This window comes from Brachybacterium sillae (assembly GCF_025028335.1).
Taxonomy (GTDB): Bacteria; Actinomycetota; Actinomycetes; order Actinomycetales; family Dermabacteraceae; genus Brachybacterium; species Brachybacterium sillae.
The window spans coordinates 220,683-243,386 of sequence record NZ_JAFEUW010000001.1; the positions used below are offsets into that span (position 1 = coordinate 220,683).

The window sequence follows — 22,704 nt, forward strand, 5'->3', positions numbered from 1 at the left end:
ATGCGGAGCCGGACCTGATCAGCACGGTGGGCCGATCGGATCGGGTGCGTCCAGGGTACCGCCCGACCCCTCGCGGTGACGCCCGGCTGCGGCGCGCGCCACGGTCACGATCCTGTCTCTGAATCCGGCCGGGGCCAGCACCTCCGCGGCACCCCCCGCTTCCAGCACCGCGTCGAGCAGCGCCTGCGGCACCGGGTCGACCAGTCGGGCGTGCAGTCCGCCCCCGGGCAGCTCGGCGGTCTCGGGGTCGTCGAAGACGTCGGCGATCCATGCGCCTGCGGCGTCGAGCAGGAGGTCGACCGGGCCGAGCGGGGCGCGGTCGGGAGCGCTCTGGGGTTCGGGTTCGCTCTCCCCGGGGGGCAGATCGTCGAGGACCTCGACGATGCGATCCAGGCGGAAGGAGCGCTCCTGGTCGGCGGCGACCCAGTGCGCCCGCAGGTACCAGCGGTCGCCCTTCGAGGTGATCTCCCGCGGCAGCACCCGACGCACCGAGGTACCCGGCCGGTCGGGGGGCGAGTACCGCACGACCACCGATCGGTCCTCGGCGACGGCACTGCGCAGGGCCGCCACCAGGGCGGTGTCGAACCGGGTGGCGGGGTCGCCGGCGTCCTCGACCGGAGCGGTGAGTATCGTCCCGGTCCGGCCCCCGGCAGATGCCGCCCCGAGGGGGGTCGACGCTGCGTCGGGAGCCGTCGTCGACGGGTCGGCGGCGGTTTCGGCGCCTCCGGTGTCGTTGGCGGTGTCGTTGTCGGTGTCGGTGGTGCGGGCGGAGGCGCGCAGGCTGCGTTCCAGTTTGGTGCGCACCGCGTCGACCAGGTTCTGCTCGGCCGGCTCGACGGGCCCGAGGGCGGCCAGGCCCGCCAGCAGCGCGGTGGCCTCGGCGGCGCTGAGCCGCAGCGGCTGGCGCAGCGGGGCGGCATTGCGCACCCGCACGATGCCGCCCTCCCATTCGGCCTCGATGAGGTCCTCCCAGCCGGAGCCGAGGTCTCCGCACAGGAACAGGACCTGCAGGTCGGCGATGAGCTCGCGGGTGGTGATCCCGAACTCCTGGGCCATGTCGTCCACGGGCACCTCGCCGCGGCGCATGACGTACGCGGCCTCGGTGATGAGGCGGGAGAGCCGGTCGGCCCCGCTGCTGGCGTTGCGGATCCGGGCGCGCTCCCGCGGCGGCGCGGTGCGTCGCAGCTGCTCGGGGTCGGCCGACGGGGCGCCGTCGTGGCGGTCGGCGATCCGTTCCAGGACGCTGGCGAGTTCGGTGCGCCAGGTCTCGGGCTCACGCAGGGTGACCCAGGCCGCGGCGGAGAGCACCTCTCGCAGGGCGTCCGTGCGGCGCATCCGCGGGATCCGCACCTCCCGCTGTTGCGCGTCGGCGCCGACACGACGGCGCAGACCGAGCGCCTTGTACGGCTCGATCTGCAGCAGCACGGGCTGCTCCTCGCGGCCGCTCGTGTCGGTCTCCAGCATCTCCGCGAGCCGCAGCTGCGCCGGGCGTTCGGCGACGGCCGCACCGGTCACCCGGGGGTAGGACTCCAGGCGGGAGGCGCGGAACACTCGGGGGGCGTCGCGGTCCCGGTCGTATCCGCCCACGTACCAGGCGCCGCGGTGCACGCCCACGATCCACGGTTCCACGTGGCGCTCCCCCACCCTGCCGCTCGCGGTGCGGTAGCTGAAGGAGACGGCCCTGCCGGAGGTGACGGCCTCCAGCAACGGGCTCAGCACCGGCAGGGACTCCAGGGCGGCACGGGGGGTGCGCCGCGCGAGGTCGGGGTCGGCCTCCTGGCCCAGGCCCAGCAGCTTCGCGCGCAGGCGGCGGGCGGTGCCCCCGGCGGTGTCGTCCCACGCGCGGGAGGCCGCGAGCGCCACCGTGTACTCCTGCGGGGTGAGATCCAAGGCGGTACGGCGGCCGAGCTCGGCGTCGATCCGGTACTGCACCACCGTGTCGTCGAAGGGGTCGACCTCGGACACCAGCGGGATACCCAGCTCGATGATCGCGGCCTTGTCCCGTTCGAACATCCGCTCCGCGGCACCGGGGCTGGTGGCGTTGCGGTATTCGGGGATCACCGCGAACAGGGCCGACCGGTCGATCCGACGGCGGGAGCCGACCGTCATGATGACGTTGAGGAGACGCTCGACCGATTCACGGGTGCTCACCGGGCCAGCGTAGGCACCGCGCGGCCCGGACCGTGGCAACGGCACGGCCCGTAGGCTGACGGGCATGGTCAGGTGGGAACGGGGCACGGTGCGGCGGGTCCTCGAGCGGCGGCGCGGAATCGTGCGCGTCGAGGTGGAGATGGCGGCGGCGAAGACTCCTCCCCCGGAGCCACCGGTCGCGGAGGAGGACATCCCGGCGGCGGAGCTCGAGCGCGTGAGCGCCCTTGCGTACACCGATCTGGTCGGTGAGCCGGCCGAGGGTGAGGTCGTGCTGCTGAACACCAATGCGCTGCGGCGCGGACTCGGCACCGGTGGTGACGCGCTGGTGGTGGCGCGGCCCGATGCGGACCCGGAGCCTCCGACCGCCGCCGGGCATCTGGTGAAGGCCCGCTACTCCCCACTGCAGGTGATGGTCGACGCGGTGGATGAACCCGGCACCGACGCCCACGAGGTGCTCACCCGGCAAGAGTCACTGGAGGGCATGCCGGTGGTGGTGGCCGACCTGCACTCCGCCCTGCCGGCGGTGGTGGCGGGGATTCTCGCGACGTCCCCGGGGGCGCGGATCGTGCACCTGCACACCGATGCCGCGGCCCTGCCCGGTGCCTACTCCCGGACCGCCGCGCAGCTGCGGGATGCCGGTCTGATGGCGGCGACGGTGACCGTCGGGCAGTCCTTCGGGGGCGATGCGGAGGCGGTGACCATCCACTCCGGTCTGCTCGCCGCGCGGCATGTGCTCCGGGCCGATGTGGTGGTGGCGGTGCAGGGGCCGGGGAATCTGGGCAGCGGCACCCCGTGGGGGTTCTCCGGGATGCAGGCGGCGGAGTGTCTCCATGCGGCCGCGGCCCTTGGCGGCCGGTCGATCGCCGCACTGCGGGTGTCCCAGGCGGATCCGCGGGAGCGGCACCGTGGGCTCTCCCACCACAGCGCGACGGTGCTGGGGCGTGCGGTGTTCTGCCCCGTGGACATCCCGCTGCCCACCGCGGGGGCGGGGTCCGTGTCGGGCGACGCGGCGGAGCGCCCCCAGTCCCGCGACACCTCTGGCCCTCGACCCGGTAACGCCGTTTTTCGGGCGTTGATCCGTGAACAGGTGAATAGTGCTGTTGTCGCGGTAGCGGCGGGACGGGGAGTCGACCATCGCGTCCACGACGTGGGGGACGACGGATTGCTCGCGGCCCTGGAGGCGCTGCCGGTACGACTGTCGACGATGGGGCGCGGGCTCGCGCAGGAACCCGAGTCGTTCGTGACGGCGGCAGCCGCCGGGCGCTTCGCGGCGCGGCACCTCGTGCCCTCGGGGGCGGCGACGATCGCGTGATCCGCGGCGCGCACAGCCGCGCCCCGGGTTGTGTCCGCTCAGGAGTCGACGGCGGCGGTGCCGCGCTCCTGCACCAGGCGCGCCAGACGTCGCGCCTGGGTGATACCGAGGTCCCCGTCGGTGCGCTGCAGGGCCATGGTGGAGAGGGTCTCGCCGTCGGCGAGGTCGAGATGCGCCCACGGATCCCCGGCGGGGAAGCTCACACCCACCACCTGCGCCCATGCCAGGCGCCGGGTGGTGAACAGGTTGCGCACCACCAGCTCGTCGGGTCGGGCGGTGACCGCGACGGAGGCCTCGCGGTGGCAGAACCAGAAGATCGCGGCACCGAACAGCACGTACAGGACCCGGTTGGGCGCGCTGACGGGGCCGCCGGAGACCACCAGCGCCATCACGATCGAGGCGAGCAGCACCAGAGTGCCGATCGTGTACCCCGCGATCCGGGCGAGACGCGGTCGCAGCACCACGGTCTGCTCCGTGGGTGCCGGGTCCTCAGGGGTGGGGCCGCCGGGGGTTGATGGGCCGGGCGCCGGGTTGCCGGGGGTCGGGCCACCGGGCGTGCCCGGTGCCTCCCCGGGCGGGTTCTCCGGCATGTCGTCGGGCGTGTTCCGGGAGCGCATCAGATCCGGCAGGCCTGGATCGCGGTGACGAGGATGGCGCGGGCCCCCACCTCGTACAGCTCGTCCATCACCCGGTTCATCTGGGAGCGCTCCACCATCGAGCGCACCGCCGACCAGGTGCCGCCGTGCAGCGGGGAGATCGTCGGTGCCTCGAATCCGGGGGTGATCGCCACGGCCGCCTCCAGTTTCTCGGCGGGGATGTCGTAGTCCAGCAGCACGTACTGGCGGGCCACCAGCACTCCCCGCAGGCGCCGGATCAGCACCTCGAGGGTGTGGGTGGCCCCCGCGTCGAGCTCCAGTCCCGGGCGCGAGAACAGCACCGCCTGGCTGGTCATGATCGGCTCGCCGAAGGTCGCCAGGCCCGCCTGCCGCAGGGTGGTGCCGGTTTCGACCACATCGGCGATCACATCGGCGACACCCAGACGGATGGCGCTCTCCACCGCGCCGTCCAGGTGCACCACGGTCGCGGACACGCCGTGCTGCGCCAGATGATCGGTGACGAGGTTCTCGTAGCTGGTGGCGATGCGGCTGCCCTGCAGGGAGGCGAGGTCGCGCTGCTGCTCGGCCGCGGCGGCGTAGCGGAAGGTGGAACGGGCGAAGCCGAGCTCCAGCAGCACATCGGCGGGGGTACGGGAGTCCAGCAGCATGTCCTGCCCGGTGATGCCGACATCGACGGTGCCGGAGCCGACGTACACCGCGATGTCGCGGGGGCGCAGGAAGAACAGCTCGACGCCGTTCTCCTCATCGACCAGCACGAGTTCCTTGGCGGTGCCGCGGCGGCGGTACCCGGCCTCCTGCAGCAGTTCGGCGGCGGGTTCGGACAGGGCGCCCTTGTTGGGGACGGCGATTCGCAGCATGGGGAGTCCTCGGTGGCCGGGGGGATGACAGGGTGGGATCGGAGGGGGCGGGGGTGTCCTCAGGGTCGGGCGCCGCGGGGCTCCCGGGGCGTCGTCCGGCGCCCGTGGGAGACGGGCAGCGACGCCTCAGAGGCGGCGGTAAACATCCTCCAGGGTGATGCCCTTGACCAGCATCATCACCTGCAGGTGGTACAGCAGCTGGGAGATCTCGAGGGCGGCGTCGTCATGCGACTCGTGCTCGCAGGCCATCCACACCTCGGCGGCCTCCTCCACGATCTTCTTCCCGATCGCGTGGACACCGGCATCGGCCTCCGCCACCGTGCCCGACCCCTCGGGGCGGGTGCGCAGCTTCTCGGACAGCTCTGCGTACAGCGCTTCGAAATCCTTCACCCCGCCAGCCTACGCGGCAGCGCGGAGAGGGCGGGTGAGTGTCCGCAGCGAGGGCGTGGACGAGCGCGGCGTGCTCAGCGGCGGCTGATGGTGGGGTCCAGGTGGGCGGTCTCCACCGCGACATGCTCGCCGTCCTGGCGCCACCGGGCCCGCCACCACACGAAGAACCCCGTGAGGGTGAACGCCCCGTAGAACACGTACATGAAGGCGCTGGCCCAGTATCCGGCGGAGATCAGCAACGGCACCCCGACCAGGTCCACCGCCACCCAGATCAACCAGAACTCCACCCAGCCCTTGGCCATGCCGTAGGTGGCCAGCAGCGACCCCATGAAGATCCACGCGTCGGCCCACACCGGCGGGAAGGAACCCAGCGCGGAGAACAGCGGGGTGAGCAGCGCGGTGCCGGCGACCATCGCGACCACCAACAGGGCGCGGGTGCCCCAGCTCGCCCACTGCGGCTCCACCGCGGTGCCGCCCTCGTGCTGGGCGCGGCTCCAGCGGTACCAGCCGTAGATGCTGGTGAGGATGAACATGACCTGCCGCCCCGCCTGGCCGAGCAGGTTCACAGGGTTCGGGGACCCGAACACGGTGCCGAGGAACACCGTCAGCAGCAGCAGGTTCCCCAGGATCCCGACGGGCCACGCCCACACCTTGCGCCGCATGCCCCCGAGGGCGCTGAGCAGCCCGAACAGGTTGCCGAGCACCTCCCGCCACAGCAGGAACTGGCCGTTGCCGAACTCGAGGCGAGCATCGAAGAGCCACTGCAACCAGGGCATCGGAGGTCCTTACCGGGGGGGGATGGGAGGGGGAAGCAGATCAGGCCGCTCAGTGGCGGTGGGCGGCGGCGAGGTCGCGCAGGGCGGTGATCTCGGCGGCGGCGTCGTCGGCCCGATACACCGCGGATCCCGCGACGAAGCAGTCGGCCCCGGCCTCGGCGGCGCGGGCGATGGTCTCGCGGCTGACGCCGCCGTCCACCTGCACGCTGAGGTCGACGTCGGCGCTGGCGGCGGCCTGCCGCACCCGCTGGATCTTCGGCAGCATCCCCTCCAGGAAGCTCTGCCCGCCGAAGCCCGGCTCCACGGTCATCACCAGCACCATGTCGAACTCGCCGAGGATGTCCAGCAGCGGTTCGACCGGGGTGGCGGGGCGCAGCGCCACGCCGACACGGGTGCCGAGCCGGTGCAGCTCCCGGGCAAGGCGGATCGGGGCGGCGGCGGCCTCCAGGTGGAACGTCACCGAGGCGGCCCCGGCCTCGGCGTAGGCGGGAGCCTCCCGGTCGGCGTTCTCGATCATGAGGTGGGCATCGACGGGCAGGGTTCCCTGGCGGGCGATCTGCTCCACCATCGTGGCGCCGAAGGTCAGGTTCGGCACGAAGTGGTTGTCCATCACGTCGACGTGCACGGCGTCGGCACCGGCGATGCGTTCGACCTCGGCGCCGATGCGCAGGAAATCGGCGTTGAGGATGCTCGGGTGGATGGTGACGGGGCGGGTGGTGCTCATCGCGGACCGGTCTCCTCGGTGGGGGTGGCAGATGCCTCGGCGGGGCGGCGGCGCAGCAGCGCCAGGAACATGGCGTCGGTGCCGTGCACATGGGGCCACAGCTGCACGCTCGGTCCGTCCCCCAGGTCGGTGTCGACGGCTTCGGGGCGCAGCCCGGCGCGGACGGCGTCGCGGGCGTCGAGCTGCTCGACATCGTCGCGACGACGCAGCACGTCCTTGACCACCAGCAGGGTCTCGGCGACATGCGGGGAGCACGTCACGTAGGCGAGGACGCCACCGGGGGCGGTGGCATCCAGGGCGCTGTGCAGCAGCTGCCGCTGCAGGTCACCGAGCTGTCCGACGTCGGCGGGGCTGCGGCGCCAGCGGGATTCGGGCCGTCGGCGCAGCGCCCCGAGCCCGGTGCAGGGCACATCGGCGAGGATGCGGGAGAAGGTGTCGGGCATCTCACGGCCGATGTCGCGGCCGTCGCCGGTGCGCAGCTCCACCTCGGCGCCGGCGTCCACGAGGGACGCCACGGCCCGCTCCACCAGGCGGGTGCGATGCTCCTGCACCTCGTTGGCGAGCAGCTCGGCGTCATGGTCGATGGTCAGTCCCGCCAGCAGGGCGGTCTTCCCGCCGGGCCCGGCGCACAGGTCCAGCCAGCGGCCGTTCTCGTCCTGCACCAGGTCGTCGGCGCCGAGGCCCAGGGCGAGGGCCATGAGTTGGCTGCCCTCGTCCTGCACGGCGGCGCGACCCTCGCGCACCGGGTCGGCGCCGCCGGGGTCCCCGGAGGGCCACGACGCGGCGAACACCGACAGGTGCCCCTCGGTGGCCCCGGCGTCGATCATCTCGTCGAGGTCCGTCAGGCCCGGTCGCATTACCAGCGACACCGCCGGCGGGGTGTTCTGGGCCGCCAGCAGGTCATCGAGCTCGGCCCGGTCACGTCCGTGGGCGACGAGAGCATCCCCCAGGGCCCGCACCACCCAGTGCGGGTGGGAGTGGACGACCGCGAGGTGACCGACCTCGTCGCTCTCGCGGGACGGGGCGATCTCCTGCAGCCACTCCTTAAGGCTCCGCTCCCCGACGCGGCGCAGCACGGCGTTGACGAAGCCGCCGGCGCCAGAACCGAGACGCTGACGGGCCAGCGCCACGGTCTCGCTGGTCGCGGCGTGTGGGGCGACGGCCATGTCCAGCAGCTGGTAGGCGCCCAGGCGCAGCACGTCGAGCGCGGCCGGGTCGATCTTCTCCAACGGCCGGTCCACGCAGGCGGCGAGCACCGCGTCGAGGCGGCCGCGGGCCCGCAGGGACCCGTAGAAGAGTTCGGTGGCGAAGGCGGCGTCGCGCGGTGCCAGGCGGTGGCGGCGCAGCACCTGCGGCAGCACCAGGTTCGCGTAGGCGTCGTCCTCCCGCACCGCCTCGAGCGCCTCGAAGGCGACGGCGCGGCTGGAGGTGGTGGTGCGGCGACGCTCCGAGGGGCGCTGGGAGGACCAGCCGCGGCGCTGCTCTCCGCGGCCGCGGGACCCCGAGCGCTCATGGCCCGAGGCGCCCCGGCGGCGGTCGCCGCCCTCGGAGCGGCGGCGATCGTCGCCCTCGCCCCGGCGGCGGTCGCCGCCGTCGGACCGGCGACGCTCGGACCCGCCCTCGGACCGGCGATGGTCGTCGCCGCGGCGGGAATGATGCTCGCTCATCGGGTCTCCTCCGGGAGGGTCAGGGTGGCGTCGGGGCCGAGGGAGGCGCCGCGGGCCCAGTCGGCGGCGGGCATCGGCCGTTTCCCGGCGGGGGCGATGGTGCCCAGCGCGATCGGGGTGGTGCCGGTGCCCAGCAGCAGAGCCCGCCGGGTGGCGTGCAGTGCCCCGGGCGGCAGGTCGTCGGGGGCGTCGGTCGGCAGTGGTGCGACACCGAGGATCTTGATCCGCTGCCCGTCCAACAGCGCCCACGCGCCGGGGCGGGGGCTCATGCCCCGGATGTGGGCAGAGACCTCTCCGGCGGGGCGACGGGGGTCCAAGGCGGCGCCGGCGGTGGTCAGCTTCGGGGCGGCGGTGGCGGCCGCATCATCCTGGGGCCGTGGATCGGCGGTGCCGTCCTCCAGCCGGGCCAGGGCCGTCAGCAGCGTTCCGGCGCCGTGCTCGGCCAGGCGCTCCAAGAGGTCCCCGCTGGTCTCGAACGGGCCGATCGGCGTCTCCTCCTGCACCAGCACGTCTCCGGTGTCGAGTCCTTCGGCGAGCTGGAACACGCTCACCCCGGTGTGGTCCTGGCCGGCGAGGACGGCGTGCTGCACGGGGGCGGCCCCACGCCACTGCGGCAGCAGCGAGAAGTGCAGGTTCACCCAGCCCAGCGGCAGGGCGGTCAGCAGCGGCGCCGGCACCAGCGCCCCGTAGGCGACCACGACGGCGACCTGGGCGTCGCGCTCGCGGATCCACTCGACGGTCTGCTCGTCGCGCAGGCTGGTGGGGGTCAGCATTGGCAGGCCGAGCTCCTCGGCGACGACGCGCACGGGGCTCGGCGTGAGGCGGCGGCCGCGGCCGGTGGGGGCGTCGGGGCGGGTGAGGACGCCGACGATGTCGTGGCCGCCCGCATGGAGGGCGCGCAGGGAGGGGACGGCGGTGTCGGGGGTGCCGGCGAAGATCACGCGCATGGTGACCGATTCTAGGCGGGGGCGCGGTCCCGCGGCCCGTCAGAGCACCCCCGAGGGGTCGATCCTCACGCGCACACTGCCGGGGCGTTTGCGGGCGGTGCGGGTGGCGGTGGCGCCGCGCAGGGTGCGCGCGAGGTCGCGGGCCTGCTCGGGTGCGACGCGCAGCACGGCCCGGACCAGGTCAGCGTCCTCGCCGGGCACCTCCACCGGTCCGTACACATGGGTGGCGGGCGGAAGCTGCAGCTCCCCGAGCATCTCCTGCACGGCGCCGCGCGGCCCGGTCAGGTCGGCGGCTCGGGTGAACGGCGGCAGGTCCAGGGCGCGGCGGTCGGCGAGCACGTGATCGATGAGCACCCGGGAGCGGTGCATCACCAGGTCTCGGATCGCCGGCAGCCGCGCGTCGCCGACGACGAGCACCCGGCCGCCGTGCTCCTGGGTGCGGACCAGGGCGATGGCGTTGCGCCAGCGCCGCACGGCCTCCATGTCGGCATCGAAGGCGGCCCGGCCCAGCAGCCCTTCGGCGTCGAGGAGCACCGCTGCGGCGTACCCGCCGGCGGGGGCGGGCTCGGCACCGGGGGTGGAGACGACGATCGCCTCGCCGGGCACGTCGTCGTCGGCGACGGGCCCCTGGGCTCCCCCGGCGACCAGCAGCGGGACCTGCGGGAACGCCCGGCGCAGTTCCTCGGCGGTGCGGGTGGAGCCGATCACCACGGCCCGCACGCCGGTGCGGTCGCATTCGGGGCAGCGGTAGGCGTCCTCCCGGCGCCCGCACACGGGGCATTGCAGGGCGGAGCCGCCGCGCGGGACGGTGAGGGCCGAGGCGCATTCGGGGCAGCGGCAGCGGGTGCCGCAGAAGGTGCACACCAGCGCCGGCACGTATCCGGTGCGCGGCACCTGCACCAGCACCGGGCCGCGGGTCACCCCGTCGCGGATCACCCGCAGGGCGTGGCCGGGAAGGCGGGAGCGGCCCGAGGGCCCTTCGCGTTCGCGCAGGTGCTCGTCCATCGCCTCCACCAGGGGGCGCACCTGCGCCGACGGGGCGGGCACCGGCTCCAGCAGGCGCAGATACCCCTGGGCGGCGAGGGTCTCGACGGTGGTGCTGCGGGAGGCCGACAGTAGCAGCAGTGCGGCGCGTTCCTCCCAGGAGCGGCACTGCAGGACGGTGCGGGAGTGCGGGTAGGGGGCGCGGGGTTCCTCGTGGAGGTCGTCGGCCTCGTCCCACAGCACGATCAGGGCGAGGTTCTGCACGGGGGCGAAGCAGGCGGAGCGGGTGCCGATCACCACCCGGGAGGCGCCCCTCAGGATTCGGAGGAACGCCCGGTAGCGCTTCTCCGGTCCGTCGGCGGCGAGCAGCACCTCATGGTCGATGCCACGGGAGGTCAACTCGCGGCCGAGCCGTTCCACGTCCCGCTGATCCGGGGCGATCACCAGGGCGCCGCGATCCGGGGCGAGACCGCTGATGGCCTCGGCGGACACGGCTGTCCACGGGTCGACCGGGTCGAGCACCACGGCGGCACGCGGCACCGGGCCCTCTCCCCCGGCCCGCTCGACCAGGGCCGGCAGACCCGGGTACCGGTCCAGATGGACGGGGGCTCGGCGGCCGCGTCCGCGGCTCCTGCCTCTGCCGAGTGCGCGTCCCCGCCTGCTGCCCCGACAGCTGCCGCCTCCGCAGCGGCCTTCTCCTGGTCGGCACGTTCGGCGCGGGCGTGGCGCGGCGGCAGTGCCAACCGCAGCACGTCGCCCACGGTCCCGGCGCAGCGCTCGGCAACCTCCGCGCAGACCCGCAGCATCTGCGGGGTGATGACCACCTGTTCGGAGACCAGACGGTGCAGCGGGGCGAGGGGCCGGTCGGTGCTGGGGGTGGCACAACGCTCCAGCACGATCCCGTCGGTCTCCCGCCCGGCCAGGCGCACCTTCACCCGCATCCCGGGCGCGGCCGCCGCGGTGTCGGCGGTGACGGCGTAGTCGAAGGGCCGATCCAGGTGCGGGAGGGCACCGATCAGCTGCACCCGCGCCACCGGGTCGGTGGGCGCGAGGTCGAACCCGGCGGTGGTGCGCACGGCGCGAGCCGACGACGAGGCACCGTGCGGCCCGACCTCCGCCTGAGGCGCGGTCTGCGGGGACGGCTGCGGGGCCGCGAACAGTCCGTGCTGTTCGGGCCCCGCCGCCGGTGTGCTGGTGCTCAGCGTCGATGCACCGCGACGAGGTCGCACACGAAGATCAGGGTCTCCCCCGGGGCGATGACGGGCGGGGCGCCCTGGTCGCCGTAGCCGAGGTGCGGTGGGATCTCCAGGCGGCGACGACCGCCGACCTTCATCCCCTGCACGCCTTCGTCCCAGCCGCGGATGACCTGGCCGACCCCCAGCTGGAAGCTCAGCGGCTCGCCGCGGTTCCAGGAGGCGTCGAACTCCTCACCGGTGGAGTGGGAGACGCCGACGTAGTGGACATCCACCACGTCACCGGCGCGGGCCTCGTCCCCGTCGCCGACGATCTCGTCGCTGATGACGAGCTCGGTGGGCGGCTCGGTGCCGGGGAAATCGATCTCGGGCTTGGTGCGATCCATGGGTTCTGCTCCGTGGGTCGGATGCCCGGGAGGATTCCCGGGCGCGGGTTGGACAGGGATGGTCTGGGTCAGGAGGTGCGCGGCGCGGAGGCGTGGAGGATGTCGGCGACGAACACCAGCGTCTCGTTCTCCAGTTCGTTGCCGGACCCGGCGTAGGCGTCCTTCGGGGGGATCACGAGCTCCACCTGGCTGCCCACCGGCAGCCCCACCAGCTGCGCATCCCAGCCGGTGATGACCTGCTGCTGGCCGAGCACGAAGCTGAACGGGGCACCGCGCTCCCAGGAGGAGTCGAAGGTGCTGCCGTCGGACCACTTCCACCCGGTGTAGTGCATGTACAGGGTGTCACCGGCGGCGGTCGGTCGGCCCGTGCCCTGGATCAGCACGGAGCGCTGTGTCTCGGTGGGTGGGTTCCCCGTCGGCGGGGCCTCGAGGCTCGGGGCGCCGTTGTCGGCCAGCGTCACCGCCGGCAGGGCCGGGTCCGGGGTCTGCGGGGTGCCGCTGGCCCGAGCCGCGATGGCCTCCACCAGGTCGGCGACCTGCACCAGCGCGAAGGTGCTGCCGTCCTGGCTGCGCTGCCACCCGGTCATCGCCACGCGGGAGCCGAGCGGAACCCCGGTGAGGAACTGCGCGGCCGGCTCCCCGATCATCTCCGGCACCACCGAGAGCACCGACTCGGGCGCCCCCTTCCAGTACGACTGCAGCACCGTGCCGTCGGCGGCGTTGACATACACGGAGCGGGTGATCACCGACTGCCCCGCAGTCAGCGGTTCCCCGCTGCCCGTCGTCACGACCTTCCCCTCCGGCCGGGTGATCGACAGCGGCGCGCTGAAGCTCACCGTCGGTTCACCGTCGGCAGGACCGCCGATCGTCACACCGGCCAGGGCGCTCGCATCACTGCCACCCGCATCGGAGGCACCGGAGCCGCCGCCACCCCCGCCGGCATCGTCCTGCCCCTGGCAGGCGGCGAGGGCCAGGGCCCCGGCGCCCCCCAGGGCGGCGGTCAGCACACTGCGGCGACGGATCACAGGTCACTCCTCGGTCTCGACGACGGCCGTGGCGCTCGGCCCGGCCTGCGCCCCAGGGTATCGGGGACGCCCGACAGACGACGGGGAGCAGCCCGGCGACCCGACACCCGCGGCCACCCCACGGGAAGAGCGGCGGGGTTAGAGAGCGGGCGGGGTGGCGGCGGCGCCGCCGACCTGCTCGATCCTCTGCAGCAGGGCGTCGACCTCATCGGACTGCGTGGTGAACGGATCCATCAGAGTCACCGGCAGCTCCCCGGGCCGGCCCAGACGCATGGTGGTCCAGTCCACCGCCACATCGACCCCGCCGGCTCGGGCCGCGGTCACGACCTGCCCGCGCAGGTGCGCCCGGGTGGTGGCGGGCGCCACATGACGGGCCCTTTCGAGTCGCTCGGCGGGCAGCACGCTGGGCGCCAGTCCACGCTGCTGCAGTCGCGGGAACAACCCGCGACCGGGGGCGATGTCGTGGTAGGCGAGATCCAGCCGCTCCAGCATCGGATCACCCAGATCGGTCAGGCCGCGCCGCTCGGCGGTGCCCATCAGCAGCTTCTGCTTGATCGCCCAGTCGAGGGTGCGTTCGGCCCAGCTGAGGTCCCCGCTGCGCAGGGCGTCGAGGGCCCTCTGCCAGGTCTCCAGCACCTCACGGTCACCGTCCTCGCCCACGGAGGTGACGGCGTCGAGGTACCGCTGCTGCAGGTCCAGGGCACTCGCAGTGCCCCCGTCGGCCAGCGGCAGTTGCTCGGAGCCGCGCAGATCGCGGGCGACCACCCGGATGGCGGTGATGTCATCAGCCAGGGACAGATCCGGCAGGGAGCGGCCGCTCTCGATGAGCCGCAGCACCAGGTCGGTGGTGGCGAACCGCAGCCAGGTGGACACCTCCGACATGGTGGAGTCACCGGAGATGACGTGCAGGCGGCGGAACCGGGAGGCGTCCCCGTGGGGCTCGTCACGGGTGTTGATGATGGGGCGGGTACGGGTGGTGGCCGAGGACACCGCCTCCCACATGTGGTCACTGCGGCGGGAGAACACGTACCGGGCGGTGCCGTCCTCCTCACGCACCACTCCCCCGGCGCCGGTGACGATCTGCCGGGTCACCAGGAACGGCACCAGGTGCTGCGGCAGGCGGGTGAACTCCCCGCGCCGGTCCACCAGGTAGTTCTCGTGGCTGCCGAAGGAGTTCCCGGCGGAGTCGACGTTGTTCTTGAACAGGTGCAGCTGCACGTCCTCGTCACGCTCGGCGAAAGCGGCATCGGCGGTGCCCACCAGCTCGGCGAGGGTCGCCTCCCCCGCCTTGTCCTGCGCGACCAGGTCCCACCAGTCGTCGCATTCGGCGGTGGCGACCTCGGGGTGGCTGCCGACGTCGAGGTACAGGCGGCTGCCGTTGTCGAGGAAGACGTTGCTGGAGCGGCCCATCGCCACAACCGGCCGGAACAGCTCCCGGGCGGCGGCCTCCGGTTCGAGGGCGCGGGTGCCGTCGGCCCGCACCGCCACCAGGCCGTATTCGGTCTCGAGCCCGCCGACGCGCCGCTTCACCGGGCACCTCCCGTGCTCGGCGCGCCGAGCTGGGGGCTCACTGACCGCCCTTCTGCACGAAGGACCGCACGAAGGTCTCGGCGTTCGACTCCAGCACAGCGTCGATCTCGTCCAGGATGTCCTCGCTGGCGCTCACGGACGCGAAGGTCTGACCGCCGCCGATGGCCTCGCCGCCGGGGGTGTCGTCGTCGCCGTGGCCGGGACCGTTCAGGGACTGCTGGGTCATGTCTCCTCCTCGGAGGCGAGAGGTCGAGATGTGTGAGGTCGTGATGTGGACGGTCGAGGGCTCGGGCCGGTCAGGGGCCGGTGAGGGCCGACCGCAGGGCGGTGTGGATCGCGGCGGTCGGGGCCGAGGGGTCCACCCCATTGTGCGCGCACCAGGCGGCCGAGCCGACCTCCGGGTCCACGGTGCGGATCCGCACCGCCGAGGCGTCACCGTCGGCGAGGGTGATCACGTCCCAGCCGGCGGAGACGACGTCGCTGCGGTGCTCCGCGATGAGGCGTCCGCGCAGGTGGGCGCGGGTGCTCGCGGGAGGTGTGGTCACCGCCTGACGTGCTTCCGCCTCCTCGACGAGGGTGCGCACGGCGCCGCGGGAGCGCAGCGACTGGTACAGGCCCTTGCCGGGCCGCAGGTCGTGGAACTGCAGGTCGATGGCGAGCAGCCGCGGGTCGTCCCAGGTGAGGCCGTGGCGGGCCCGGTAGCCCTCGAGCAGCTGCAGCTTCGCCACCCACTCCACGCGGTCGGCGGCGCGGTCACGATCGGTCTCCAGCAGGTCCAGCAGCTCCAGCCACTGGGTGAGGACGTCCGCGGTCTCCGCATCGTCGAGGTCGGCCTCCGCCTGCAGGGCCTCGGCGTAGGCGCGCTGCACCTGCAGGGCGGTGACGTCCCCGCCGTCGACGGTCGGCTGGGCCACCTGCAGCTGCGGGTCGTGGCTGAAGGCGTGGACGGCGGCGACCGGATCGGCCAGGGTGATGCGCGGCAGGATCGACCGCTGCTCTCGCTGCTCCGCCTCCAGGGCCGCCAGCACCAGGCTGGTCATCCCGAGTTTGAGGTAGGTGGCGGTCTCCACCTGGGTGGCGTCGCCGATGATGACGTGCAGGCGGCGGTGCCGGGACCGGTCGGCGTGCGGCTCGTCGCGGGAGTTCACGATCGGCCGGTTCAGGGTGGTCTCCAGGCCGACGATCGCCTCGAAGAAATCGGCGCGGGAGCTGATCTGGAAACCGGGAGTCATGCCCCGGGTGCCGAGTCCCACGCGGCCGGCGCCGGTGAGCACCGCCCGGGTGGCGAAGAACGGGGTGAGGGCCTCCACCACCCGCTCGAAGGGGATGTCGCGGTCCAGCAGGTAGTTCTCGTGGGTGCCGTACGAGGCGCCCTTGCCGTCGGTGTTGTTCTTGTACAGCGTCACGCCGGGGGCGCCCGGCACCCGGTCGAGGATCTCCATGGCGCGCTGAGCGATGATCTCCCCGGCGCGGTCGAACAGCAGACCCTCCCGGGCGGTCATGACCTCCGGGGAGGAGTACTCCGGGTGGGCGTGGTCGACGTACAGGCGGGCGCCGTTGACCAGCACCGCGTTGGAGATCGAGCGCTGCAGCGCCCAGGCGAGGATCTCGGCGTCCGCGGCGGGCTGACCGTCCGGGCCGACGGGCGGCACCTCCGGCGCCTGCAGCGGCTGGTCGAGGTCGATGCTCGGGGCGGCATCGGCCACGGCGTCGGTGAGCTGCGTGGGATGGGCCGCGGCCCGCTGCAGCTCGAAACCGCGGGCGTCCCGCAGCGGGGTCTCATCGCCGTAGTCCCAGCGCACGCGGCGGCCGCGTTCCCCTTCCTCGGGGGCCAGCAGGGCGTACGCGTCCACGATCAGGTGGGACAGCTGGATGGCGCTGCTCGCCCCGGAGCGAGCGCGCTCCTCGGTGTCGCGGTGGAGCACCCCGAACTCGGTCTCGATGCCCATGGGGCGGCGGGTGCGCAGCCGGGCGGTCATCGCGAGCTCCCTTCCCCGGGTCGGCGGCCGACTCCGCGCTGTCGTCGCTCTCGGAGCGGCGCTGCAGCGGGATCACCCGGTCGACCCGCCGTCCGCGGCGACCGGAGATGCGGGCCCAGTCGTCGGCATGGGCGCCGGAGGGCAGATCCTCGTTCTCGGCGAACTCGTCACGCACCGCCTGCAGCAGATGCTCGAGGGAGATCCCGGCGGCGCCGGTGGCGATCTGCTCCTTCACCGCGGCCTTCTTGGCCCGGTCGGCGATGTTGCGCAGCATCGCCCCGGAGACGAAATCCCGGAAGTGCAGGGTCTCCTCGGCGCCGTCGCTGTAGACCAGGCGGACGAAGGCGGTGGCGTCCCCGGTGGCGTAGACGGCGTCGACGGTGCGGTCCAGCAGCAGGTCGCGATCCTCCCGCAGCGGCACCCCGGCCTCGAGGTTCAGGGCCAGGATCTCTCGGGCCCCGGCCCGGTCGGGCCGTTGCACCCGGATCTTCACGTCCAGGCGGCCGGGCCGCAGGATCGCCGGGTCGATCATGTCCTCCCGGTTGGTGGCGCCGATGACGATGACGTTCTCCAGCGCCTCCACGCCGTCGATCTCCGCCAGCAGCTGCGGCACCACGGTGTTCTCCATGTCGGAGGAGACACCGGTGCCGCGGGTGCGGAACAGCGATTCCATCTCGTCGAAGAACACCACCACCGGGTTGCCGGAGCCGGCACGTTCCCGGGCCTTCTCGAACACCAGGCGGATGGAGCGTTCGGTTTCGCCGACGTACTTGTTCAGCAGCTCCGGCCCCTTGACGTTGAGGAAGCTGGAGCTGGACAGCGCCTCGTCGACGCTGACCCCGCGCCGCTGGGCGCTGCGCACCGCGAGCTCATGGGCCACGGCCTTCGCGATCATCGTCTTGCCGCAACCGGGAGGGCCGTACAGCAGCACACCCTGTGGGGGCCGCAGCCCGTACTCGCGGAACAGGTCCTGCTGCAGGAACGGCAGTTCCACGGCGTCGCGGATCGCCTCGATCTGGTCGGCCAAGCCGCCGATCTCCTCGAAGGAGGTCTCCGGCACCTGTTCCAGCACCAGGCTGGTGATCTCCGCCCGTTCGATGGTCTCCAGCGCCAGCTGCGCCTTGAGATCCACCAGCACATGATCGCCGGGGTGCAGCACGTCCTCGCGCACGTCGGCGCCGCGGCGCAGCACCCGCACATCATCGGGGGCCACCTGCACCAGCACACGCCCGTCGGGCATCTGCTCCAGCACGGTGACGACGGTGCCGGAGTCCTGCACGGGCACCGCCTCGACGGCTGCGAGGGCCTCGTTCAACCGCAGTTCGGTGCCGGGCACCAGGGCGTCGAGGTCGAGGTCGGCGCTGGTGGCGATGCGCATGCGGCGGCCGTTGTGCAGCACGTCCACGGTGGTGCCCTCGGTGCGGCGCAGGAAGGTCGCGTAGGAGTTCGGCGGGTCGCCGACGCGCTCGAGGTCGGCCTTGAGGTCGAGGATCTGCTCGCGGGCCTGCTTCAGCGCCGCCGCGAGCCTCTCGTTCTGCTTGGCGTACCGCTCCAGATCGGTGGTGAGCTCCTGGTAGGTGCGCAGTCCGCTCATGGTGCCTCCTCTCAGCGGTCGCGGCCCTGGCGGATGTCCCGCAGTGCCCGCTTGATCTTCCGCGGCGCCACGCCGCGCTCCCCCAGGTCCTGGGCGGTCCACTCGCTGGTGCTGCCACCGAAACCGTCGTTGTCGGGGTGCTCGAGTTCGGCGGCGTCGTGGGAGCCGGGGGCGGGCCGACGCACCCGTGAGAGCGCCTGCGTGCCGTGGGCCATGCGGCGGCTGGTCAGCAGGAACCCGGTGTGGGCGTTCATGCGGTGCTCGGGACGCACCGCCAGTCCCTCCAGATGCCAGGGCCGCACGAAGGACTCCCAGGCGTAGGGCTCGGAGAACTCGCCGTGGTCGCGCAGGGCCTCGACGGTGCGGGACAGCTGCGTGACGGTCGCTACGTAGGCGAGGAAGACACCACCGGGGACGAGGGCGCGGGCGGCCGCGTCGATGCACTCCCACGGGGCGAGCATGTCCAGCACCACGCGGTCGGCGACGGGGCCGTCGGCGGCGAGCTCCAGCGCGACGTCCTGGAAGTCCCCCAGGGTGAGGGACCACGCCGGGTGCTCCCCGCCGAAGTAGGTGGCGACGTTCTCCCGCGCCACCTGCGCGAAGTCCTCGCGGCGCTCGATGGAGTGGACGCTGCCCTCGGGGCCGACGGCGCGCAGCAGGGCGGTGGTCAGTCCGCCGGAGCCGACGCCGGCCTCGAGCACCCGGGCGCCGGGGAAGATGTCGCCCCACATGAGGATCTGCGCGGAGTCCTTCGGGTAGACGATGGCGGCGCCGCGCGGCATGGAGAGCATGAAGTCGGAGTACAGCGGACGCAGGGCCTGGTACTGGGTGCCCTGGGAGTCCTGGACGACGGTGCCGTCGTCGGCACCGATCAGCAGGTCGTGCCGCAGCACGCCGCGGTGGGAGTGGAACTCGCCACCGGGGCGGAGGGTGATGGTGTGCAGGCGCCCGCGGGTGTCGGACAGCTGGACCTTGTCGCCGGCGACGAACGGACCGGTGCGGTCGAGACCCGGGGACGGCGGGAGCTGCGGGGGGACCCCGTCGACGGAGGGGGTGTCGGCCGATGACATACGTTCCAGTCTAGGCGCCGGACCGGCGGCGGCCGGTGCCGGTCCGGGGCCGGGTGAGCAGGGCCTCCCAGTCCGCGGGGGTGAGGAGACCGATGATGTGCGGAGCGGCCGGCTGGGAGGTGGCGGGTCTGAGCGCCGGCCGCTCGTGCGGGCCCGCGGCAGTGATGAGCCCGATCGCCCCTGGCTGATCGGCGAGAGCTGTGAGGCCTTGCGCGGGGGTGAGGGCGCCGGATAACACCAGGGCGGGCACCGCCGGATGCGCGACAGCGTCCCACGGCACGCGGTCGCGGTGTGCCGGCGGGACAGACGCCACCGCCTGCGCATCCACCAGGCGGATTGTCCCGGGGCCGGCGATCACCAGGTCGACGGGGGCGGAGGCGGTGCTGTTGCCCGACCCGGCGGCGTCGGGGTTGGTGTCGGCGCTGGATTCCAGGGTCTCCTCGGGCCGGTGCATCCGCACCGGGCGGGCCACCTCCTGCAGGGTGATATCGCGTAGTCCCTGCCACTGGCGGGCCTCCCGCAGTGCGCGTGAGGATCCCTGCCACACGCTGAGTGCCACGAGCATCATGCATAGCGCCGTGACCAGTGAGGCGGGGCCACCGACCCTCCCCCACCACAGGCCCGCGGCCACGCAGGCGACGGCGAGGGCCCGGCCGCACCATCCGGCGACGACGGTGCCGCGGGTGGGATCGCGCAGCAGGCTGCCCAGCAGACCCTCGAGGGCACGTCCGCCGTCGAGCGGCAGACCGGGCAGCAGGTTGAACACGGCGAGCCCCACGTTCAGCAGGGCCAGCAGGCGCAGCACCTCCAAGGGCGCGGACCCGCCACTCGGGCCGGTGAGTGTGAGGAGCAGTGACGGGGCGAGAGCGAGCACGGGGATCAGGGCGAGGTTCACCGCCGGGCCGGCGAGGGACACCAGGGCGGAACGTCCGGGACCGAGGTGCCCGGCCCGGTACTGGGTGTGACCGCCCAGCACGGTGAGGGTGATCTGCAGGTCGCGAGCACCGAAGGCACGGGCGGTGAGCGCATGCCCGAGTTCATGCAGCAGCACGATCAGCAGGAGACCGAGCCCCGTGATCACGCTGAGCCCGATCGCGACGGCGGGGGTGCGTCCGGGCACTGCGGACAGAGCCGGATGCACCACCACCGCCAGCAGCAGCACCGTCAGCAGCGTCCCGGCCTCCAGGCGCAGGCGGGGGCGGTGGCGTGTCGGGCGGGTGGCGCGGTCCACGGGCATGGGCGTCATCGTCCCATGAGCGGCAGGGGTGCCCCGGGGCGGGGTCACGGATCCGTTCCGCACGGCCCTCCTGCCGATCCGTGCAGGTCGCCGCCGCCTATGATGAGCGGATGGGACGCATCGCGATCTGCGCCTTCGGGGGCTGGAACGACGCCGGTGAGGCCGCCACCGCAGCAGTGCAGCACCTGCGAGACCTGTGGGGCGATGAGCTCCTCGCGGAGGTCCCCGCTGAGGACTTCGTCGACCTCCAGGTGCACCGCCCCCAGGTGATCATCTCCGATGCCGGGTACCGGGAGATCATTTGGCCGGATACAGCGGTGCGCCTGGCGACGCCCCCGGACGGCCAGGAACTGGTGCTGGTGTACGGACCGGAGCCGTCGGTGCACTGGCGGTCCTACTGTGCGCGGCTCGTGTCGCTCTTCCACCGCCATGACGTCACCACTGTGCTCGTCCTCGGGGCGCTGCTCGCGGACGTCCCCCACACGCGTCCGTTGCGGGTCACCCGCCGCTCCGGGAGTGCCGCCGACCACCCCGTCGACCCGAAGCAGGACCACTACGAAGGGCCGATCGGGATCCCGGCGGTGCTGGTCGAGGCGGCGACGGATGCCGACCTGGACACGGTCTCCCTGTGGGTGCAGGTGCCGCACTACGTGGCGCAGAACCCCTCCCCGAAGGCCCAGCTGGCGCTGTTGCGGGCGATCGAGAAGGAGATCCGCCGCACGATCCCCCTGGCGGAGGTCGAGGAGGACGCCGCGGCGTGGGAGCGTGGGGTCGATGAGCTGGCCCGCACCGATCCGGACGTCGCCGACTATGTGGCCCGGTTGGAGCGCAGCCAGGACGCCGCGGATCTGCCGGAGGCCAGCGGTGACGCCATCGCCCGGGAGTTCGAGCAGTTCCTGCGTCGCCGCCGGGATGAGTGACACCGACGACCGACCCTGCGGGTGGCCACGCGAGTGAGTGACCCGTGCGGGCGTCAGCGGCTGCCGACCCCCAGGTCGATACCGAGGAGGGCGTCGAGAGCCAGGGCGACGTCGTCCGGTCGATCGCCGTCGTGCGCCGGGTCGACAGAGGCGTCGGCATCGGAGGCGGCCGCCCACCCATCGAGGATCTCGAGAGCCCGGGGGGTGTCGAGGTCATCGCGTAGGGCGGAGCGCAGCTGCTCCACCACGGCGGCGTCACGGCGCCCGGCCGCGGCCCGGTAGGCCGCCAGACGTTCGGTGCCGCGCTCGAGCTCGGCGTCGGTCCACTCCCAGTCGCTGCGGTAGTGGTGAGCCAGCAGCGCCAGACGGATCGCGGCGGGTTCGGCCCCGCCCTGCAGCAGCCGGGAGACGAACACCAGGTTCCCCAGCGACTTGCTCATCTTCGTGCCCTCGTAGGCCACGAGCCCGACATGCGGGTAGTGGCTGGCCTGGGCGGTGCCGAGGGCGACGGCGTGGGCGTTGCCGAGGTCGTGGTGGGGGAAGACGAGGTCACGGCCTCCGGTCTGGATGTCCACCGGCAGACCGAGGGCGTCCTCGGCGACGTGCAGGCACTCCACATGCCAGCCGGGGCGTCCCGGCCCGAGGGACCCTCCGGGCCAGGAGGGCTCGCCCTCGCGGGCCGCGCGCCACAGCAGCGGGTCGAAGCGGCCGCGTTTCCCGGGCCGCTCGGGGTCGCCGCCGCGCTCGGCGAACACGTCCATCATCTCGTCCTCGGTCCAGCCGCACACCGCACCGAGGGCACCGTCTTGCGAGAGGTCGAGGTACCAGTCCTGTCCGTCACCCGGGGCGTCGGGGGTCGGCACCTGGTAGGTGCGGCCGGCCGCGCGCAGCCGCTCGATGAAATCGATGATGCCGTCCATGGCCTCGCTGACGCTGCGGTACGTCTGCGGGGGGATCACTCGCAGGGCCTCCATGTCGGAGGCGAACAGGGCGGCCTGATCGGCGGCGAGGTCCTGCCAGCCGACACCATCGCGCTCGGCGCGCTCCAGCAGCGGGTCGTCGACGTCGGTGATGTTCTGCGCCACCTCGACCTCCACACCGGCGTCGAGCAGGATGCGGCGCATGAGATCCGCCGCATGGTAGGTGGCAGCGTGGCCGAGGTGGGTGGAGTCGTACGGGGTGATCCCGCAGACGTAGATCCGCGCCCTCCCGGGCTGCGCGAGCGTCACGGGCCGGATGCGGCCGGTGCGGGAGTCGTGCAGCGAGGGCAGGACACCCGAGGGCGCAAGGGCCGCCGGGCGCGGGGGGTTCCAGGAACGCATTGCCCCATGGTAGGGCGGCGTGG

General features: G+C 73.2%; 20 protein-coding genes and 1 pseudogene. 2 read left to right on the forward strand and 19 right to left on the reverse strand.

Annotated features, from left to right (window positions below; all coding sequences use genetic code 11):
* Positions 1–18: 18 nt before the first annotated feature.
* Entirely contained in the window at positions 19–2,151 is a 2,133-nt protein-coding gene (locus tag JSY14_RS01005) for a WYL domain-containing protein (RefSeq protein WP_259556870.1), read from the reverse strand.
* A 64-nt stretch (positions 2,152–2,215) separates the two neighbouring features.
* On the opposite strand from JSY14_RS01005, the gene JSY14_RS01010 reads away from it, so the two are divergent.
* Entirely contained in the window at positions 2,216–3,463 is a 1,248-nt protein-coding gene (locus JSY14_RS01010; RefSeq protein WP_259556871.1) for a DUF3866 family protein, read from the forward strand.
* A 38-nt stretch (positions 3,464–3,501) separates the two neighbouring features.
* Here the strand turns inward: JSY14_RS01010 and JSY14_RS01015 are convergent, their stop codons facing one another.
* The 17 genes and pseudogenes from JSY14_RS01015 to JSY14_RS01095 form a co-directional block, all read right to left on the reverse strand.
* Complete coding sequence (locus JSY14_RS01015; RefSeq protein WP_259556872.1) at positions 3,502–4,080, reverse strand: PH domain-containing protein; 579 nt, start codon at positions 4,078–4,080, stop codon at positions 3,502–3,504.
* Positions 4,080–4,937 carry an ATP phosphoribosyltransferase gene (gene hisG, locus JSY14_RS01020; RefSeq protein WP_259556873.1) on the reverse strand — a complete coding sequence of 286 codons (858 nt, stop codon included), beginning with the start codon at positions 4,935–4,937 and terminating at the stop codon, positions 4,080–4,082. The genes JSY14_RS01015 and hisG overlap by 1 nt, the downstream gene beginning before the upstream one ends.
* Before the next feature lie 126 nt (positions 4,938–5,063).
* Positions 5,064–5,327 (reverse strand): phosphoribosyl-ATP diphosphatase, encoded by a 264-nt coding sequence (locus JSY14_RS01025; protein WP_259556874.1) that lies wholly within the window; start codon positions 5,325–5,327, stop codon positions 5,064–5,066.
* Between the two features lie 74 nt (positions 5,328–5,401).
* Entirely contained in the window at positions 5,402–6,103 is a 702-nt protein-coding gene (gene pnuC, locus JSY14_RS01030; protein WP_259556875.1) for a nicotinamide riboside transporter PnuC, read from the reverse strand.
* 49 nt (positions 6,104–6,152) lie between these two features.
* The gene (rpe, locus tag JSY14_RS01035) at positions 6,153–6,827 is read right to left on the reverse strand and encodes a ribulose-phosphate 3-epimerase (RefSeq protein ID WP_259556876.1); all 675 of its coding nucleotides are present in this window, start codon (positions 6,825–6,827) and stop codon (positions 6,153–6,155) included.
* Positions 6,824–8,494, reverse strand: coding sequence for an RsmB/NOP family class I SAM-dependent RNA methyltransferase (locus JSY14_RS01040; protein ID WP_259556877.1), 1,671 nt, complete (start codon positions 8,492–8,494; stop codon positions 6,824–6,826). Before JSY14_RS01040 ends, rpe begins: the two co-directional genes overlap by 4 nt.
* Positions 8,491–9,441 carry a methionyl-tRNA formyltransferase gene (fmt, locus tag JSY14_RS01045; protein ID WP_259556878.1) on the reverse strand — a complete coding sequence of 317 codons (951 nt, stop codon included), beginning with the start codon at positions 9,439–9,441 and terminating at the stop codon, positions 8,491–8,493. The genes JSY14_RS01040 and fmt overlap by 4 nt, the downstream gene beginning before the upstream one ends.
* A gap of 39 nt (positions 9,442–9,480) precedes the next feature.
* Positions 9,481–10,965 (reverse strand): primosomal protein N', encoded by a 1,485-nt coding sequence (locus JSY14_RS01050; RefSeq protein WP_259556879.1) that lies wholly within the window; start codon positions 10,963–10,965, stop codon positions 9,481–9,483.
* Complete coding sequence (locus JSY14_RS01055) at positions 10,866–11,501, reverse strand: primosomal protein N' family DNA-binding protein (RefSeq protein WP_259556880.1); 636 nt, start codon at positions 11,499–11,501, stop codon at positions 10,866–10,868. The genes JSY14_RS01050 and JSY14_RS01055 overlap by 100 nt, the downstream gene beginning before the upstream one ends.
* Before the next feature lie 122 nt (positions 11,502–11,623).
* A complete protein-coding gene (locus JSY14_RS01060; protein ID WP_259556881.1) occupies positions 11,624–12,004 on the reverse strand; it encodes an FKBP-type peptidyl-prolyl cis-trans isomerase in 381 nt (126 codons plus the stop codon).
* A 68-nt stretch (positions 12,005–12,072) separates the two neighbouring features.
* A complete protein-coding gene (locus tag JSY14_RS01065; protein ID WP_259556882.1) occupies positions 12,073–13,029 on the reverse strand; it encodes an FKBP-type peptidyl-prolyl cis-trans isomerase in 957 nt (318 codons plus the stop codon).
* 138 nt (positions 13,030–13,167) lie between these two features.
* The gene (pafA, locus tag JSY14_RS01070) at positions 13,168–14,559 is read right to left on the reverse strand and encodes a Pup--protein ligase (RefSeq protein ID WP_259556883.1); all 1,392 of its coding nucleotides are present in this window, start codon (positions 14,557–14,559) and stop codon (positions 13,168–13,170) included.
* A 37-nt stretch (positions 14,560–14,596) separates the two neighbouring features.
* Entirely contained in the window at positions 14,597–14,785 is a 189-nt protein-coding gene (locus tag JSY14_RS01075) for a ubiquitin-like protein Pup (protein ID WP_259556884.1), read from the reverse strand.
* A 70-nt stretch (positions 14,786–14,855) separates the two neighbouring features.
* Positions 14,856–16,451 (reverse strand): annotated as a pseudogene (dop, locus tag JSY14_RS01080) (depupylase/deamidase Dop); the annotation flags it as partial.
* Positions 16,339–18,123 carry a proteasome ATPase gene (gene arc / locus JSY14_RS01085; RefSeq protein ID WP_432803644.1) on the reverse strand — a complete coding sequence of 595 codons (1,785 nt, stop codon included), beginning with the start codon at positions 18,121–18,123 and terminating at the stop codon, positions 16,339–16,341. The gene arc and the pseudogene dop, both read right to left, overlap by 113 nt.
* A 20-nt stretch (positions 18,124–18,143) precedes the next feature.
* On the reverse strand, positions 18,144–19,202 hold the full coding sequence (locus JSY14_RS01090) for a tRNA (adenine-N1)-methyltransferase (protein WP_259556886.1): 1,059 nt from the start codon (positions 19,200–19,202) through the stop codon (positions 18,144–18,146).
* A gap of 10 nt (positions 19,203–19,212) precedes the next feature.
* The gene (locus tag JSY14_RS01095) at positions 19,213–20,439 is read right to left on the reverse strand and encodes a site-2 protease family protein (RefSeq protein WP_259556888.1); all 1,227 of its coding nucleotides are present in this window, start codon (positions 20,437–20,439) and stop codon (positions 19,213–19,215) included.
* 110 nt (positions 20,440–20,549) lie between these two features.
* Between JSY14_RS01095 and JSY14_RS01100 the strand changes: the two genes are divergently transcribed.
* The gene (locus JSY14_RS01100) at positions 20,550–21,359 is read left to right on the forward strand and encodes a PAC2 family protein (RefSeq protein WP_259556890.1); all 810 of its coding nucleotides are present in this window, start codon (positions 20,550–20,552) and stop codon (positions 21,357–21,359) included.
* Positions 21,360–21,412: 53 nt separating this feature from the next.
* On the opposite strand, the gene mshC is transcribed toward JSY14_RS01100, so the two are convergent.
* Positions 21,413–22,681 (reverse strand): cysteine--1-D-myo-inosityl 2-amino-2-deoxy-alpha-D-glucopyranoside ligase, encoded by a 1,269-nt coding sequence (gene mshC, locus JSY14_RS01105; RefSeq protein ID WP_259556892.1) that lies wholly within the window; start codon positions 22,679–22,681, stop codon positions 21,413–21,415.
* Positions 22,682–22,704: the final 23 nt, after the last annotated feature.